16 protein-coding genes and 2 tRNA genes are annotated in these 16,204 nt (G+C 71.6%); 3 read left to right on the top strand and 15 right to left on the bottom strand.

The features are described from left to right. Positions 1-186: 186 nt before the first annotated feature. A tRNA-Ala gene (locus ACFWJW_RS14900) sits at positions 187-259 on the bottom strand. 153 nt (positions 260-412) lie between these two features. On the opposite strand from ACFWJW_RS14900, the gene ACFWJW_RS14895 reads away from it, so the two are divergent. After that, the gene (locus ACFWJW_RS14895) at positions 413-1,759 is read left to right on the top strand and encodes a glycosyltransferase 87 family protein (RefSeq protein WP_387240023.1); all 1,347 of its coding nucleotides are present in this window, start codon (positions 413-415) and stop codon (positions 1,757-1,759) included. A gap of 195 nt (positions 1,760-1,954) precedes the next feature. On the opposite strand, the gene ACFWJW_RS14890 is transcribed toward ACFWJW_RS14895, so the two are convergent. The 9 genes from ACFWJW_RS14890 to ACFWJW_RS14850 all read right to left on the bottom strand — a co-directional run bounded on the left by ACFWJW_RS14890 (position 1,955) and on the right by ACFWJW_RS14850 (position 7,130). Next, positions 1,955-2,188, bottom strand: a complete 234-nt coding sequence (locus ACFWJW_RS14890; protein WP_030413843.1) for a hypothetical protein — start codon at positions 2,186-2,188, stop codon at positions 1,955-1,957. A gap of 3 nt (positions 2,189-2,191) precedes the next feature. After that, a complete protein-coding gene (locus ACFWJW_RS14885) occupies positions 2,192-2,437 on the bottom strand; it encodes a hypothetical protein (protein ID WP_042154731.1) in 246 nt (81 codons plus the stop codon). Between the two features lie 203 nt (positions 2,438-2,640). Then, positions 2,641-2,713, bottom strand: a tRNA-Ala gene (locus ACFWJW_RS14880). A gap of 112 nt (positions 2,714-2,825) precedes the next feature. After that, a complete protein-coding gene (locus ACFWJW_RS14875) occupies positions 2,826-3,479 on the bottom strand; it encodes a histidine phosphatase family protein (RefSeq protein WP_387240274.1) in 654 nt (217 codons plus the stop codon). Next, positions 3,476-3,910 carry a ribosome silencing factor gene (gene rsfS / locus ACFWJW_RS14870; protein ID WP_042154734.1) on the bottom strand — a complete coding sequence of 145 codons (435 nt, stop codon included), beginning with the start codon at positions 3,908-3,910 and terminating at the stop codon, positions 3,476-3,478. The genes ACFWJW_RS14875 and rsfS overlap by 4 nt, the downstream gene beginning before the upstream one ends. Positions 3,911-4,168: 258 nt before the next feature. Then, positions 4,169-6,010, bottom strand: a complete 1,842-nt coding sequence (locus ACFWJW_RS14865) for a LytR C-terminal domain-containing protein (RefSeq protein WP_387240018.1) — start codon at positions 6,008-6,010, stop codon at positions 4,169-4,171. Positions 6,011-6,034: 24 nt separating this feature from the next. Then, positions 6,035-6,646, bottom strand: a complete 612-nt coding sequence (gene nadD / locus ACFWJW_RS14860) for a nicotinate-nucleotide adenylyltransferase (RefSeq protein ID WP_042154737.1) — start codon at positions 6,644-6,646, stop codon at positions 6,035-6,037. A 52-nt stretch (positions 6,647-6,698) separates the two neighbouring features. Next, positions 6,699-6,860, bottom strand: a complete 162-nt coding sequence (locus ACFWJW_RS14855) for a hypothetical protein (protein WP_018088238.1) — start codon at positions 6,858-6,860, stop codon at positions 6,699-6,701. Between the two features lie 120 nt (positions 6,861-6,980). Further along, the gene (locus ACFWJW_RS14850; RefSeq protein WP_167352495.1) at positions 6,981-7,130 is read right to left on the bottom strand and encodes a hypothetical protein; all 150 of its coding nucleotides are present in this window, start codon (positions 7,128-7,130) and stop codon (positions 6,981-6,983) included. A gap of 151 nt (positions 7,131-7,281) precedes the next feature. Here ACFWJW_RS14850 and ACFWJW_RS14845 point away from each other — a divergent pair, with 151 nt between their 5' ends. Next, on the top strand, positions 7,282-8,373 hold the full coding sequence (locus ACFWJW_RS14845; protein WP_387240013.1) for a M48 family metallopeptidase: 1,092 nt from the start codon (positions 7,282-7,284) through the stop codon (positions 8,371-8,373). Between the two features lie 109 nt (positions 8,374-8,482). Here ACFWJW_RS14845 and ACFWJW_RS14840 read toward each other — a convergent pair whose 3' ends face one another. The 5 genes from ACFWJW_RS14840 to proB form a co-directional block, all read right to left on the bottom strand. Further along, complete coding sequence (locus ACFWJW_RS14840; protein ID WP_387240010.1) at positions 8,483-9,604, bottom strand: hypothetical protein; 1,122 nt, start codon at positions 9,602-9,604, stop codon at positions 8,483-8,485. A 107-nt stretch (positions 9,605-9,711) separates the two neighbouring features. Next, complete coding sequence (locus tag ACFWJW_RS14835; RefSeq protein WP_387240007.1) at positions 9,712-10,362, bottom strand: hypothetical protein; 651 nt, start codon at positions 10,360-10,362, stop codon at positions 9,712-9,714. 61 nt (positions 10,363-10,423) lie between these two features. Then, on the bottom strand, positions 10,424-11,692 hold the full coding sequence (locus ACFWJW_RS14830; RefSeq protein WP_387240004.1) for a glutamate-5-semialdehyde dehydrogenase: 1,269 nt from the start codon (positions 11,690-11,692) through the stop codon (positions 10,424-10,426). A 72-nt stretch (positions 11,693-11,764) separates the two neighbouring features. Further along, entirely contained in the window at positions 11,765-12,256 is a 492-nt protein-coding gene (locus ACFWJW_RS14825; RefSeq protein ID WP_387240001.1) for a hypothetical protein, read from the bottom strand. A gap of 242 nt (positions 12,257-12,498) precedes the next feature. Beyond that, the gene (proB, locus tag ACFWJW_RS14820) at positions 12,499-13,617 is read right to left on the bottom strand and encodes a glutamate 5-kinase (protein WP_387239998.1); all 1,119 of its coding nucleotides are present in this window, start codon (positions 13,615-13,617) and stop codon (positions 12,499-12,501) included. 434 nt (positions 13,618-14,051) lie between these two features. Here proB and ACFWJW_RS14815 point away from each other — a divergent pair, with 434 nt between their 5' ends. Then, the gene (locus ACFWJW_RS14815) at positions 14,052-16,139 is read left to right on the top strand and encodes a hypothetical protein (protein ID WP_387239995.1); all 2,088 of its coding nucleotides are present in this window, start codon (positions 14,052-14,054) and stop codon (positions 16,137-16,139) included. Positions 16,140-16,204: the final 65 nt, after the last annotated feature.

Genomic DNA, 16,204 nt, shown 5'->3' with positions numbered 1-16,204 from the left:
GGAAAGACAAGGACTGGTCAGGAATGAACACGGAGTGAACGGTCAACTCGCCCTGGCGAACGCGTCACTGACCGGATATCAGCACAACACCGGGAGAACTCCCGCCGGTTGCACCCCTGGGGCGCCCGGTACGCGGACGCACGACGAAGCAGGCCATCCATATCGGATGACCTGCTTCGTTCACTGTGGAGCTAAGGAGAATTGAACTCCTGACCTCCTGCATGCCATGCAGGCGCTCTACCAACTGAGCTATAGCCCCGTATTCTGTTTCCGCGCGGTTCCCCGCTGCGGCATCGCCTACATTACACGGACCTCCCCGGCTTCTGCCAAATCGTTCTGCCAGGGGCCCTTCGGCGCGACGCGCGGTACTGTCGGCGATCTGTGCCCGATTCGTCCTGGGGAGTCGTACGCCGTGACCGCGCTGGAGCTGGAGCAGCCCACCGACGCCGACGGCGCCCACCCCGGCAAGGGCCTCATCCGCCGGCACCCCACGCTCGCCGCGGCCCTCGGCTGCCTGGTCTCCTTCGCCGTCTTCTGGACCGTGCAGCGCCTGCTGCACGTGACGATGATCGACCTGATGGTCTACCGCGCCGAGGGCTTCACCGTCCGCAACGGCGAGCCCCTCTACGACATGGTGGCGACCTCGGCGCATCTGCCCAACACCTACCCGCCCTTCGCGGCCCTGCTGTTCACCCCGCTCACCCTGCTCGGGGTCCCGGCGATGCGGACCGTCGCCACCGCCGGCAACCTGCTGCTGCTCGTCGGCGTCGTGCACCTCTCGCTGCGGCTGGCCGGCCGGCCCCGGCGGCTCCCCCGGCCCGCCGCGGCGTTCGCCCTCTCCGCGCTGCTGGTGTGGTGCGAGCCGGTCTGGACGACGCTGCGCTACGGCCAGATCAATCTGCTGATCGCGGTGCTGGTGCTGTGGGACCTGACCCGCGCGGACACCCGGCGGCTCGCGGGCATCGGCATCGGTGTCGCGGCCGGCCTCAAACTGACCCCGGCGCTGTTCGCGGTGTTTCTCGCGCTGGCCGGACTGGTCCGTGCCGGGCAGCTGTTGCGCTCCGGCGCGGGGGCCCGCGCCGCCTGGAACCCCTGGCTGCGGCAGGCCACCGTCGCCACCGCCACCTTCCTGGCCACCGCGCTGCTCTCCGCGCTCGCGCTGCCACGCGACTCGTACCGCTTCTGGACCGAGATCGTGTACGCCACCGACCGGGTCGGTGAGGTGGAGATCACCGCGAACCAGTCGCTGCGCGGCGCCCTCGCCCGGCTGCTGCACACCCACGACCCGGGCGCCGCCTGGGTCGTGGTCGCCGGACTGACCGGGGCCCTCGGTCTGGCACTGGCGGTCGCCTCGCTGCTGCGCGGGCAGCGCGCCTGGGCGGCGGCCGCCTGTGCCGCGACCGCGCTCCTGGTCAGCCCGATCTCCTGGTCCCACCACTGGGTGTGGTGCGTACCGATGCTGGTCCTGGCCGGCTCCGAGGCGCTGCGCCGGACGGGCACCGCGGCCCGCCGCCGGTGGACGATGACCGGTGCGCTGGGACTGCTCTTCTGCTCGTTCGCGCTGTGGTGGGTGCCGCACCGCTGGCACCACCACGAGGAACTGCACCAGAACGGCGTGCAGATGCTGCTCTCCGGCAGCTATCCGCTCGCCGGTCTCGCGCTGCTGGCCCTGACCGGGGCCCGGCTGTGGCGGCTGCGGGGGCGGGCGGGACACGGCGACGCAGGCCCGGCCGCCGATGCCGGGGGCGGCGGCAGCTGAACCGTGCGGCCGCACTGCGGAATTGCGCGGTGTCGGTCTCATGTCCGCCACAACGTCCCCGTCGCCGACGGCAGTTCCGGCTGGCCGAAAGCGCCCGGAAGCGTCCGGAACCGCCCGGAGCTGTCCTGAGCTGCCTGAGACGCCGTCAAGGAGGGGGCACGCTCCGTCAGCGGCCCCTTGGGGGGCGCGGCCCGCTCAGGCCGTGGCGAACGAGTAGAAGCGCTTCAGGGTGCAGTGCTCGTCCAGCAGCCGCCCGTAGATCGGCTCCCCGTCGAGCTCCCGGTAGGTCTCGATCGGGTCGCCTTTTATGACCAGGGCGCGGGCGCATTCCTCGCACCAGTACTGGTAGTCCGTGTTGACGGGTTCCATGTCCCGGACGATCGGCGTACCGCTGCCGCACCAGTCACATTTCCTGCTGTGCGCGCCCATCCATCAGCTCCAACTGTGGCCGCAGGCCGTACAAACGAAGGAAACGCCCCCGTTGTCGCCCAGCACCTGTGCGACATGGGAGGAGCCGCACGAGGGGCACTGAAGAGCGGTGCCGTCGCCGTTGCGCACGGAGGCGGGACCGTCGACGGGGCAGGTGAAACGGAGCGCGTATTCCGGCAGCCAGTCATAGCCCTGCGCCTCGGCCACTTCGAGCAGGTCATTGACCTCCTCGAGGATGCTCGTGGGCATCGCGATCTCTCCTCCCCTGCCGGCGCCGTCCGATTCTGCCACGGACCGGGTGCCGGGTCAGGGCCGCCTTCGCGCCACCGTGGCCGACGGCACCGCCGGCCACCGGCCCGGCGACGGCCCGCGCACGGGGCGCCCCGACCGCGCGACGGCCCCGCACAACGCAGAGATCCCGCCTCCGAGAGGAGACGGGATCATCCGGGCTGTGGAGCTAAGGAGAATTGAACTCCTGACCTCCTGCATGCCATGCAGGCGCTCTACCAACTGAGCTATAGCCCCGGGTCTTGTTCCGCTCCCCCGGGTTTCCCCCGGCGGCGCCGCGAACAAGAAGAACTTTAGCCTGCGACCTGCCCAGATGTGAAATCCGGTCCGGCCGGGCCGCCCGGCGGGCTCAGTCGTCGTCGCCGAGCACCGGCTCCGGCAGGGTGCCGGCGTTGTGTTCCATCAGGCGCCAGCCGCGCGCGCCCCGGCCCAGCACCGACCAGCAGCAGTTCGACAGACCGCCCAGGCCCTCCCAGTGGTGGGCCTCCAGGCCGAGCAGCCGCCCGATGGTGGTGCGGATGGTGCCGCCGTGACTGACCACGACCAGGGTGCCGTTCTCGGGAAGCTTGTCGGCGTGGTTGAGGACGACGGGGGCGGCCCGGTCGGCGACCTCGGTCTCCAGCTCACCGCCGCCGCGGCGCACCGGCTCACCGCGCTTCCAGGCGGTGTACTGCTCGCCGTACTGCGCGAGGATCTCGTCGTGCGTCAGACCCTGCCAGGAGCCCGCGTAGGTCTCCCGCAGGGCCGCGTCATGCGTGACGTCGAGCCGGGTCAGGGCGGCCAGCTCACGCGCCGTCGCCGCCGCCCGCTGGAGGTCGGAGGCGACGATGGCGTCCGGTCCGAGGGCGGCGAGCAGCCGGGCGGCGCGGCGCGCCTGGGCGACACCCGCCTCGGTCAGCTCGATGTCCGTCGAGCCCTGGAAGCGGCGCTCCAGATTCCAGGCGGTCTGGCCGTGGCGCCACAGGACGATGCGGCGACCCTGGCCGCTCCTGGTGCCGTTCAGAGCAGCTCACCGTCCTGTTCGCCCGCCGTGGCGTCGGCGTGCGCCGCGGCCTTGCCACGGGTGGCCTTGGCCTCCTCGGGGAGGTCGATCTCGGGGCAGTCCTTCCACAGGCGCTCTAGCGCGTAGAAGACCCGCTCCTCGCTGTGCTGGATGTGCACCACGATGTCGACGTAGTCGAGCAGCACCCAGCGGGCCTCGCGGTCGCCCTCGCGGCGGACCGGCTTGGCACCGAGGTCCTTGTTGAGGCGTTCCTCGATCTCGTCGACGATCGACTTGACCTGGCGGTCGCTGGGCGCCGAGGCCAGCAGGAAGGCGTCGGTGATCGAGAGGACGTCACTGACGTCGTACGCGATGATGTCGTGCGCGAGCTTGTCGGCCGCGGCCTGGGCGGCGGCGTTGATGAGCTCGATGGAGCGGTCCGTGGCGGTCACAAGCGGCTTTCCGGTTCGAGGGCAGCCTCTCCGGCCGGGCAGGGGCGCTGGCTCACTGCGGAGCCGCGGCGCGCGCCGCAGTCCCCCATGGGCAGCCGGATCGGCGGTCAGGTACCCCTCAAGGGTCTCACGGACCGCCGACACTCCCGGCTGTGTTTTCGAACCCACTGGTCGGTCCCGGCGTCCGGGCCGGTCAGCGCCGGGGCCGGGCGCCCGGGCCCCCGGCCGGTGCCGGAGGAGCCGGGCGCGTCCGGCCCGTCAGCCCTTGTAGTCCCGTCCCAGCACCACGGTGATATCGGCGTTCGAGGCGCCCTTGCCCTGCGTGACCGCGCCCGCCGGCAGCCCCAGTGTCTTGGCGACCTCCGCGGCCTTGGCCTTCTGGGCGGCGTTCGCGTAGGTGATCCGGGACGCGGTGCCGGCCGCGGCGGCGGTGCCGTCGTCGACGAAGCTGTAGCCGCCGTTGAGCAGCGCGACCTGCGCCTTTCCGGTGGCGGCCCGGTTTCCGGTGGCGTTGCGGACCGCTACCCGGACGGTCGCGTCGGGGGTGGTCTTCTTGACCGTGCCGCCGAGCACGTCCTTGACCACGCCGGCCGAGGTGGTCTGGCTGAGCGTCCCGTTCGCCTGTACGGGCAGCAGGGTGGTGCGGTAGGCGCCGGTCTTCGCCAGCTCCGCCCGCTGCGCCAGCGAGCTGCCCAGCTGGGCCTCGGTGAGCGGCGGGTCGAGCACCTGGAGCAGCGTCTTGACCGTGGTGGTGGCGCCGTCGGCGTCGCTGGAGACCTTCTTCAGGGCCGCCTGCATGACCTGGCCGAACCGCTGGAGCTGCTTGGTCTGCGGCTCGCCGGGCTTCAGGTAGGTGGCGTAGGCGACGGCGGCCTGGCCGTTGAGGTCCTGGGCGCTGCCCTGTTTGACGACCGGGGAGGCGCCCTTCTTGGCGCCGGGGACGGTGGCGTCGGTGTCCAGGGTGATCCCGCCGATCGTCTCGACGAGGTTCTCCAGGTACGGGGTGTCCAGCCGCCAGCTGGCCTTGAGGTCGGCGCCCAGGAGGTTGTTGAGGGAGTCCCGGGTCGGCTCGGTGCCCTCGTCCTTGACGGACTTGCCGAGCGTCGTGCTGGTGCCGTCGTCCTTGGGGACGAGGAGGCTGTTGGGCAGGAGGACGGTGGTGCCCTTGTGGGTGGTCTCGTTGTCCACCAGCAGCGCCGTCGAGCTGTTCCCGCTCTTGGTGTCCCGCAGATGGACGACGAGGACATCGCGCTTCTGCCCGGCGGCCGCGGCCGCGCCGGCGTCCGGACCGGCCACTCCCGGCAGCTTGCCCGCCCACCACAGATAGCCGACACCGCCGGCGACCAGCAGGGCCAGCACGACGGACAGCGCGACGATCCGGCTGCGGCCGCGCCGCTTGGCCTCCTCGCGCCGCTCGGTGCGGCTCTCGGTGAACTTCAGCCAGTCGATGACGTCTTCGGAGTCCTCGTCCGGCTCCTCGATGAAGGAGAACTGCTCGGTGCCGTAATCGGGGCCGTCGGCGGAGGGCGCGCCGGACCTGCCCGCGGCGTCCGGTCCGTCGGCTTCCTCCGCCGGGGCGCGGCGCTGCGCCGGCGGCCGGGGCGGGCCGTCCTGGCGCTGCGGGGCGGCCTCCTCGTAACGGGGCTGCTCCCCGTAGGGGACCTGCTCGTACGGGGACTGCTGGGCCTGCTGCGGGATCCACTCCTGCTGGTGGGACGGGTCCTGCTGGGGGCGGCCGTACGGGTCGTACTGCTGCGGATGGCCGGGCCGGTCCTGCACCTGGCCGCCGCCGTAGGCGTCGTAGCCGTACTCCGGCTGCGCCTGGTACGGCTGGTGGCCGCCCTGGTACCCCTGGGGGGCCTGGCCGCCGCTCTGTTGGCCGCCGTACGGGTCATAGCCCTCATAGGCGGACGGCGCGGCCTGCTGCCCGTACGCGTCGTAGTGCTGCTGGTACGACGGCTGTGCGGCGTCGTGGTACACCGGCTGCCCGTAGGCGTCGTAGGTGTAGCCCTGCTGACCCTGCTGCCCTTGCTGCTCCTGGGCATACGGGTCGTGGGCATACGGGTCCCGCGGCCCGTACGGATCCTGTCGGTCGCTCACCGGTGCCCCTTTCCGTCAGCCCCGTCAGCCGTCGTTGCGGTACAGCTGCTTTTTGTCGATGTAGCGCACCACACCGTCCGGCACCAGGTACCAGACCGGATCCCCCTGGGCGACGCGCGCCCGGCAGTCGGTCGAGGAGATGGCCAGCGCCGGCACCTCGACCAAGGACACCGCCCCCGCGGGCAGCCCGGGGTCCGCGAGGACATGGCCGGGCCGGGTCACCCCGATGAAGTGGGCGAGTGAGACCAGCTCCGCGGCATCGTGCCAGGTCAGGATCTGGCTGAGCGCGTCGGCGCCGGTGATGAAGAACAGATCCGCGTCACGGTGCTCGGTCCGCAGATCACGCAGCGTGTCTATCGTGTACGTCTTGCCGCCGCGGTCGATATCGATCCGGCTGACGGAGAACTGCGGATTCGACGCGGTCGCGATGACCGTCATCAGATACCGGTCCTCGGCCGGGGACACCGTCTTGTGGCTCTTCTGCCACGGCTGTCCCGTGGGCACGAAGATGACCTCGTCGAGGTGGAACTGGCTGGCCACCTCGCTGGCGGCGACGAGGTGTCCGTGATGGATCGGGTCGAACGTCCCGCCCATCACTCCGAGTCGCCGCTTCACGGGCCCTGTGTGCTCTCCCATGCGTGCAGACCCTACTGGGCGACGCGCGATGCCGGGTGCCGGGTGCCGGGGCTCAGCGGTCCCGGTTGAAACGGGTGGTGATCCAGAGCAGGAGAAGCAGGATAAACAGGGCGCCGCCGCCGGTCACGAAGGGGCTGAGGCTGGCGTGCCCGCCCTCGTGGCCGGGTTCGGCGGCGAGGGTGGCCAGGGACTGTGCGGTGGTGTGCAGGCTCATCGTCGGCAGGACCAATCCGGGCTGGGGTCGGGCAGAGACTTCCACCACATCGTAAGCGTCGGCCCACCGGGGGCCCACGGCGACTCCGCCCGGAGACGCCCCGGGCGGGCCGGCGGAGGGTCAGTCCTGCCCGTAGCCGCGCAGCAGGAACCAGGCGAGCAGGGCGGCACCCACGACGCCGACGATGATCACCGCGCGCAGGATCCATCCGGGTCCGCCGTCCCTGGCGGTCTCCTGGGCTGCGGCGAGCAGCACGCTCGGATACGGCATGACGATGCGCTCCCTCTGGTGCGGTCCGCGGGCCATGTGTACGAACCTGTGCGGGTATTGGTGCGATCGCCAGCGTACGCCCGAGCATCCATTCTCCTGTCGGTGGCGTCCTCTACTCTGAACACACGCAGTCGAACAGGGGGAGGCCCCAATGACGGAGAGCCCAGACGGCAGCGCGAACGTACCGAGCCGGGACCGGCGGCGATTCCCCGGAATCTCGTCGCGGTCGTACGAGCACCCGGCGGACCGCTCGGCGCTGGTGGCGTTGCGCAAGCTGAGCGGGTTCGACACCGTCTTCAAGACGCTCAGCGGCTTGTTGCCGGAGCGCAGCCTGCGGCTGCTGTTCCTGTCGGACTCGGTGCGGGTGAGCGACCAGCAGTTCGCGCACCTCAACGACATGCTGCGCGACGCCTGCTACATCCTGGACCTGGAGAAGGTCCCGCCGATGTATGTGAATCAGGACCCGCAGCCCAACGCCATGTGCATCGGTCTCGACGAGCCGATCATCGTGGTGACGACCGGCCTGGTCGAGCTGCTGGACGAGGAAGAGATGCGGGCGGTCGTCGGCCACGAGGTCGGGCACGCGCTGTCCGGGCACGCGGTCTACCGCACGATCCTGCTGTTCCTGACGAATCTGGCGATGAAGGTCGCCTGGATCCCGCTGGGCAACGTCGCGATCATGGCGATCGTGACGGCGCTGCGCGAGTGGTTCCGCAAGTCGGAGCTGTCGGCGGACCGTGCCGGGCTGCTGGTCGGGCAGGACCTCCAGGCATCGATGCGCGGTCTGATGAAGCTGGCCGGCGGCAATCATCTGCACGAGATGAATGTCGACGCCTTCCTGAAGCAGGCGGACGAGTACGAGTCCGGCGGCGATCTGCGCGACTCCGTGCTGAAGATCCTCAACCTGCTGCCGCGCAGCCACCCGTTCACGACCGTGCGGGCGGCCGAGCTCAAGAAGTGGGCGGCCAGCCGCGACTACCAGCGGATCATGGACGGCCACTACCCGCGCCGGGACGAGGACAAGGACACCTCGGTCTCCGACTCGTTCCGGGACTCCGCCGCCCACTACGCCGACTCGATGCGCAACAGCAAGGACCCGCTGATGGGCCTGGTGCGCGATATCGCGGGCGGCGCGGGCGACTTGGGCGGCAAGCTGCGCGACACGGTCTTCCGCGGCGGCGGGCGTCCCGAGGGCTCGGGCGGCGCCAACGGAAGCGGTGGAGCGGGCGGCTCGGACGCCTAGGCCCCGCCCCTCGGACGCCCAGGCCCCGTCCTGGGACCCGGTCCTGGGGCGTGTCCGCAAAGTCCCGTCGTTCGCCCGCGCGAGCCAGGCGGGACTTTGCGGACACGCCCTAGCGCATCGGATGGCTCGGCTTCGGCTGGGCCGAGGGCGCCAGCTCACCGCAGAGGGAAGGGTTGACCCGCTCCCTGGCGTAGGGGTCGGTGCCCGTGGGCCGGTCGTTGCCGGCGTGCTGTCCCGCGAACAGCGGGCGCAGCGCGTCGGCCGGCTTGGAGGAGCAGGTCATCGGCCCGGCCTGAAGGCTGCTCTGGAGCACCTCCAGGCGGTGGTCGCTGAGGTTGTCGCGGGTCAGCCGGAAGTGCACCTCACGGCGGACGGTGACCAGCGAGGCGGCGCCCGGCGTGGGCTTGCCGATGTTCTCGCCCGATGCGGCGGCCGGCGCACCCGGGGCGGGCCGGACCGCGTAGACGAAGGTGTAGTCGGCGGTCACATCGAGCGCGTCCGGGCTCAACTCCGAGGCGGAGAGCGTGCCGTCGACCCGGACGTTCCGGTCGGCGAGCCGGGTCTGCGGGTCGAAGCGGACCAGCCAGCCGGTCGCGGCGTCGTGGCCGTTGTCGCCGGGGTGCGCCAGGCTGCGGTCGAACTGGTCGAGTTGGCGGGTGTCGAGCAGCAGCCGCACCGGTCGTACGGAGCCGCCGGTGAGGGTGTCCGGGTCCAGCGAGGAGCGGACGATGTAGTCCTTCGCGACGGTCAGCGCGGAGACGATCTGGCCGTCGGAGAAGTGCTCGGTGCGGGCGACGGGGGGCAGATTGACGCCCGCGGCGCCGATCCGGTAATTCGCCGCGGGGCTGTGCGCGAAGAGATCCTCCGGGGTCGCGCCGGGCACCCTCCCGGAGGGCGCCAGCGGCACCACCGCGGAGCGCAGCGGCTGCGCCCGGACCGTCTCCGGGGCCTTGTAGGGGTGGCGTACGCCCATGTAGACGGCGGTGCCGAAGGCGAGCACGATCAGCAGCACCAGCAGGATGGCCTGCCGGGAGCCGCCCAGCCGCCGCCAGGCGTGCCGGGTCTTGACGGCCGGCGAATGATGCTCACCGAGCCGCTCGTCCGCGGAGAACTCCTGAAGCCGCGCAGCCCGAACAAACGATTCGTCGAAGACGACGGATCGGTATTCGTCCTCACCGCCTCCCGGGGCGCCGTTGGGCGTCCCTTCCGGAGGGTCACCAGGCCCGGTCATACAACAAGAGTAGGTCTGCGGGGGCGAACGTAAACGCGGGGAAGCCCGGCAACTTCACCGGACGAAGCGGTTTCAGGCGTCCGATTTGCGGGAAGTGTGCCACGCCGTCAGTGCGGCCTGGGCACCGCCGAGAACGACGGCCTCAGGGGCTCCGGGGCCGGCGGCGACGGCAGCCCGGGGCGCGCCGTCCGGACGCTGTCCGTACGGCCCGTGACGGGGGCGTCCACCCCGCTGGAGGTGGGTGCCGGGGCCGGGCTCTGGGTCCGCCCGGCGGAGCCCCGGTAGACGGCGCTGAAGGCCAGCGCGACCAGCCCGACGCCCATCACCACGGCCAGCACCCAGGCGACCGGCCGGTGCCAGCGGGTGCTGCTCCGATAGGGACGCAGCGCACCGCCGTAGGGGCCGTACGGGTCATGCGGCGGATAGTCGCCGTACTCCCCGTCCCCATACTCTCCGTAATCGGCGTAGCCCTCGTAGTCATCGGCATCCCGGCTCCGGCGGCGGCCGCGCCCGTCCGGGTCGTCGCCCTCGGGGCCGAACCCGGGCCCGGAGCGGGTCGCCTCGGCCTCGGCGCGCGCCTCGGCGGCGGCCAGCATCCGCTCGACCGCGGAGGGCTCGTGAATACGGGCGGACCGGACGAATTCCTCGTCGAAGACCACGGAGGCGAATTCTTCGTCCGCTTTTCCGTGGCTCCCGTGGTGGTGCTCGTCGGGCTCTTCACCGTCCGGGAACGGCTTGCCCCCCACGTCGTCCGGCACCCGTCCAGGTTAGCCCCGGCCGGTCATTTTGGGCAGGGAGAACGGGGAATCCGGGGGACGTTCAGCGGGTGTGGCCGTCGCCCGTGACGATGTACTTCGTCGAGGTCAGTTCCGGGAGTCCCATGGGGCCGCGGGCGTGCAGCTTCTGCGTCGAGATGCCGATCTCCGCACCGAAGCCGAACTCGCCGCCGTCGGTGAAGCGGGTGGAGGCGTTGACCGCGACGGTGGTCGAGTCGACCAACTGGGTGAAGCGGCGGGCGGCGGCCTGCGAGGTGGTGACGATGGCCTCGGTGTGACCGGAGGTCCAGCGCCGGATGTGCGCCACCGCCGCGTCCAGGTCGGGCACCACGGCGGCCGCGATGTCGTACGAGAGGTACTCGGTCGCCCAGTCCTCGTCGGTGGCGGGAGCCACCAGCCCGGGGCCGGCCTGCTGCCAGGCGGCGTCACCGTGCACGATCACGCCGGCCTGGGTCAGCGCCTCCAGGGCGCGCGGCAGGAACTTCTCGGCGACCCCGGCGTGCACCAGCACCGTCTCGGCGGCGTTGCAGACGCTGGGCCGCTGGGCCTTGGAGTTGATGAGGATGTCGACGGCCATGTCGAGGTCGGCGGCCTCGTCGATGTAGACGTGGCAGTTGCCGGTGCCGGTCTCGATCACCGGGACGGTGGACTCCTCGACGACCGTACGGATCAGGGACGCGCCGCCGCGCGGGATCAGCACATCGACCAGGCCGCGGGCGCGCATCAGCTCGCGTACGGAGTCGCGGCTCTCGCCGGGCACCAGCTGCACCGCGTCGGCGGGCAGCCCGGCGCTCTGGACGGCGTCGCGCAGCACGTCCACCAGGGCGCTGTTGGAGGCGTACGCGGAGGACGAGCCGCGCAGCAGCACGGCATTGCCGGACTTCAGGCACAGGGCCGCGGCGTCCACCGTCACATTGGGACGGGCCTCGTAGATGATGCCGATCACCCCCAGCGGGACCCGGACCTGCCGCAGGTCGAGGCCGTTGGGCAGGGTCGAGCCGCGCACCACCTCACCCACCGGGTCGGGCAGCGCCACGACCTGGCGGACATCGGCGGCGATGGCCGCGATCCGCTCGGGGGTGAGGGTGAGCCGGTCCACGATCGACTCGGCGGTGCCGGCCTCCCGTGCCTTGGCGATGTCCTGGGCGTTGGCGGTGACGATCGCCCCGGTCCGCTCCACCAGGGCGTCGGCGATGGCCAGCAGCGCCGCGTCACGGGCCGTACGCGGCAGTGGCGCCAGGACGGCGGCTGCCTCCCGCGCGCGGCGGGCGGTCTCGAGGACGGGCGAGGAGTGCGATGCGCTGCTGGTCATGGCCGCAGCCTAGCGGGGTGGCGGGCCGCGGCCACGCCGTATCTCACAGCGCGGGACGCGGACGGCCGGTGGTCAGAACGGGTGCACACCTACCGGGGAGGCCGGCGGCGGACCGTACCCCTCCGCCAGGCGCTGGTGATACGTCTCACGGTCGATGACTTCCAGGCCGACGATCTCCCACGGCGGCAGCTTGGCCGTCGAGCGGTGCTCGCCCCACAGCCGCAGCGCGACCGCGGCGGCGTCGTGCAGGTCCCGCGCCTCCTCCCAGTAGCGGATCTCGGCGTGGTCGGTGGCGTAGCGACTGGTCAGCAGGAACGGATGGTCGTGGGCGAGCTGCTCCAGCGCCCGCCGGACCTCGCTCAGCGGGGCCTTGGCACCGGAGACGCTGAGCGTGATGTGCCACAGCCGGGACGCCTCCCGGCGGCCGCCCTCCGGTGCCTGCTGCGCGGCCCCGGGACGCTCCGCACTCTGCTCGTCCCGGCCCGCGTCCTCGCCGGTTCCGACGCTGGTCAGTGTGCGCTCCGCCGTCCCTCGGGGCGGTGCCCCTGGGCGCCCTCGTCTCACCGGCGGCCTCCTGTGATGAGAATCGCTCCGCTCTTGGGGGGTGCGGAGTCGTCGTACGTCGGCGGATGCGCGTGCGCGCTGCGGGCGCCGCTCCCCTACGGCGCCCCCGCAACAAAGTTGACCAGCCCGCGGCCCGTCGCGGGGGCGTTTTCCCCAAGGTCTCCATGGAAAGGCCGGTCTTCACACCAGGCCGGAGGGGCTGTTTTCGGCCGCCACGGGGACTTCGTGCCAGGGCGGGGCCCTCAGGAGTGCAGCAGCACCAGATCGTCGCGGTGCACGACCTCCCGCTCATAGGCGGGGCCCAGCTCACGGGCGAGATCGCGGGTCGAACGCCCCATCAATCGGGGGATTTCCCGGGCATCGAAATTGACCATGCCGCGGGCCACCGCGCGGCCCTCGCCGTCCCGCAGCTCGACCGGATCGCCGGCGGAGAACTCGCCCTCCACGGAGGCGATGCCGGCCGGCAGCAGCGAGGAGCGGCGCTCGACGACGGCCCGTACCGCCCCGTCGTCCAGAATCAGCGCCCCGCGCGGGGTGGAGGCGTGCGCGAGCCACAGCAGCCGGTCGGCGGAGCGGCGGCCGGTGCGCAGGAAGTGGGTGCCGGTGGTGCCGCCGGCCAGGGCGTCCGCGGCGTGCACGGCGGAGGTCAGGACGACCGGGATACCGGCCGCGGCCGCGATCCGGGCCGCCTCGACCTTGGTGACCATGCCGCCGGTGCCGACGCCGGCCTTGCCCGCGCTGCCGATGGAGATGCCCTCCAGGTCCTTGGGTCCCTGGACCTCGGCTATCCGGGAGGTGCCGGGGGTGGCCGGATCGCCGTCGTAGAGGCCGTCCACGTCCGAGAGCAGGATCAGCAGGTCGGCGCGGACGAGATGGGCGACCAGGGCCGCCAGCCGGTCGTTGTCGCCGAACCGGATCTCGTCGGTGGCGACGGTGTCGTTCTCGTTCACGATCGGTACCGCGCCCATCGCCAGCAGCTGGTCGAGGGTCCGGTAGGCGTTGCGGTAGTGGGCCCGGCGGCTGGTGTCGTCGGAGGTCAGCAGGACCTGGCCGACGCGGCGGCCGTAGCGGGCGAAGGAGGCGGTGTAGCGGGCGACCAGCAGGCCCTGGCCGACGCTGGCGGCGGCCTGCTGCCGGGCCAGGTCGCGGGGCCGCTTGGCGAGCCCCAGGGGCGCCAGACCGGCCGCGATGGCCCCGGAGGAGACCAGCACGATCTCCTTGTCCTGGTGCTTGGCCAGCACGTCCACCAGCGCGTCGACGCGGTCCGCGTCCAGTCCGCCCGCGGCCGTCGTCAGCGAGGACGAACCGACCTTCACCACGATCCGGCGGGCGTCCTTCACGTCCTGCCTTGCGCCTGCCACCTGCATACCCCTGTGCTCGCCGATCCCACCGCCGTACGGGGGACACTGCCCGGCCCGCACCACGGCCCTACGGGCGCAATCTACGGCAGAGCGGGCCACGGGCGCTTCGTGATATTGCCTGGCGGACGGCCTGTGAGACGGGGCCGGCCGGTCCCGGCAAGGGGAAAAGTGGCGCAGAATAGGGGCCGCGCTTCCCGTTCGCCCGATACCCGGCGGGGTTTTCCTTAAGAGAGAATCCGAGGCCAACAGGTTGCGTTCGATTGATCCGCTTTCGCGGTGATGAGAGCCACAGCAGATTGTCACCAGGGCCAACAAGGTCATACGGTCGGGTGTCCATCGGTCCCGTTTCGCCGCTCCGGCGGCGTCGCAGCGCGGGACCCGGCCGCCCCCCTCGGCCTCTCCCTGACCTTCGTTGCTGCCAGGAGCCCTCCCCCGTGCCTTCCGCCGGAATCGTCCCCCGCCGAGCCGTACAGCTCGCGGCCCTCTTCGCGATGATGGTCGCCTTCACCGCGCAGCTCCTCGGTGCGCTGCTGCCCGTCATCCCGCTGTTCATCGCCGCCTCCGTGGTCAACCTGGGTCTCGACCTGGTCCTCCAGCACAAGCAGCCCGGCCTGCTCGCCGTGCTCGGCCGGATCCGGTTCGACGTCACGGTGCGCCAGTTGCTGCGCGACATGCTGATACTGGTCGGCCTGCTGCACATCGACGGCATCAACCCGCTCGAGGAGCAGGCGCCGCTCACCATCACGCTGCTCCTCTTCTACGGCACCCACTTCGTGTGCCAGGCGGTCGCGGTGCTGGTCCGCCGGACCCGCAGCCTGCCGTTCGTCACCCGCAACATCGACGCGAGCGCGCTGCGGCTGACGGACGCCCCGCCGCGCATCCTCTCCCGCCAGACGGGCCGGCGCCTGCTGCGCTTCTCGGTGCCCACCACCACCGGCATGATGCTCACCGCGATCACCACCGACGCGTACTGGGGCGGCATCGGCCTGGCCGTCTCCCTGGCGCTGTCCGCCGGCGGCACGCTCTACCTGGGCACCTGGCTGCTGCCGAAGAAGCGGGTGGCCAACGAGAAGCAGGCCCTGGAGTGGCTGGACAACTGGCTTGCGGAGTACGAGCCGACGGTCGGTATGTACTTCTCCGGCGGCTCCTCGTCCGCCTACCAGGCCAACATGTGGCTGAGCACCCTCGCCGACCTGGACGGCAACCCGATCATCGTGCTGCGCGAGCGCTTCATGGTGCAGAAGATCGAGGCCACGGACGTGCCGATCGTCTGCATCCCCAAGGTCGCCAACCTGATGCGGCTGGAGCACTCCACGCTCAAGGTGCTGCTGCACCCGGCGAACTCCGGCAAGACCTCGCAGATCCTGCGGATCCCGTCCATCAAGCACGCCTTCACCAACCACGGCGAGAGCGACAAGCTGTCCTCCTGCAACCCGTACGCGAAGGCGTACGACGAGGTGTGGGTGGCGGGCCCGGCGGCCCGTGACCGCTACCAGCTCGCCGACATCGGCGTCGAGGACAAGGACGTCATCGAGGTCGGCCGCCCCCAGCTGGCCCCGATCCAGCCGTACGCGGGCGCCCCGGCCGGCCGGCTGACGACCGTGCTGTACGCCCCGACCTGGGAGGGCTGGGACGGCAACCCGGGCAACACCTCGGTGATCCTGGCGGGCGAGAACATCGTCCGCGAGCTGCTCGCCGACGAGAAGGTGCGGCTGCTGTACAAGCCGCACCCGATGACCGGTTCCGTGGACCCGCGGGCGGGCGCCGCCAACTCCCGTATCCAGGCGATGATCACCGAGGCGAACGCCCGGCGCGGCGGGGAGCGGCCCGGCCCGGAGGCGGCCGCCGCACTGACCCGCCGTACCGAGGAGCTGAACGCGCTGACCACCTCCGCGTTCCGCAAGAGCGCGGACGAGCTGGAGCGGATGCGGCTCCAGGGCACCCCGGAGGAGGGCCGCGCGGCCGCCGTCGCGGCGGCCGTCACCGCCTGGGAAGAGGCGTACTGGAACTCCTTCCCCGAGTGGGAGCACCGCATCATCACCACCGCCCGCCCCGGCATCTTCAGCTGCTTCAACCAGGCCGATGTGCTGATCAGCGATGTCTCCAGCGTCGTCTCCGACTACCTGACCAGCGAGAAGCCGTACGCGGTCGCCAACACCTCGGGGATGAGCGAGGACGACTTCCGGGTGAACTTCCCGACCGTGCGGGCGGCGACGATCCTCACGCCGGAGGCGGCGGAGGTGGCCGGTCTCCTCGACGCGGTCCGCAACCCGGAGAAGGACACCCTGGCCGCGGAGCGCGCCGAGCTCAAGGAGCACCTGCTGGGCCCGTCGGACCCGCCGTCGTCGGTCCGCTTCAACCAGGCGGCGCTGGCGCTGTGCACCAAGGCCGACGAGCGGCGCATCCGGATGGAGAACCGGCTCTCCGGCATCCCCGGTCAGCGCTCGCAGGAGGACGTGGACGCCTCCGAGACGGCCGAGAACCAGGACAACGGCGCCTCGGACACCCCCGCCGCCGTCTGAGCCCGCAGCGGGCCGTCCACGGCCTCGGCGACGCACACGGGGAAGGCCCCCGGGAGGATCTCCTC

Source organism: Streptomyces sp. NPDC127097 (genome assembly GCF_042724075.1).
Classification (GTDB): Bacteria; Actinomycetota; Actinomycetes; order Streptomycetales; family Streptomycetaceae; genus Streptomyces.
Note: the sequence above shows the minus strand (reverse complement) of the source record. Positions and strands in the feature narration are given on the sequence as shown.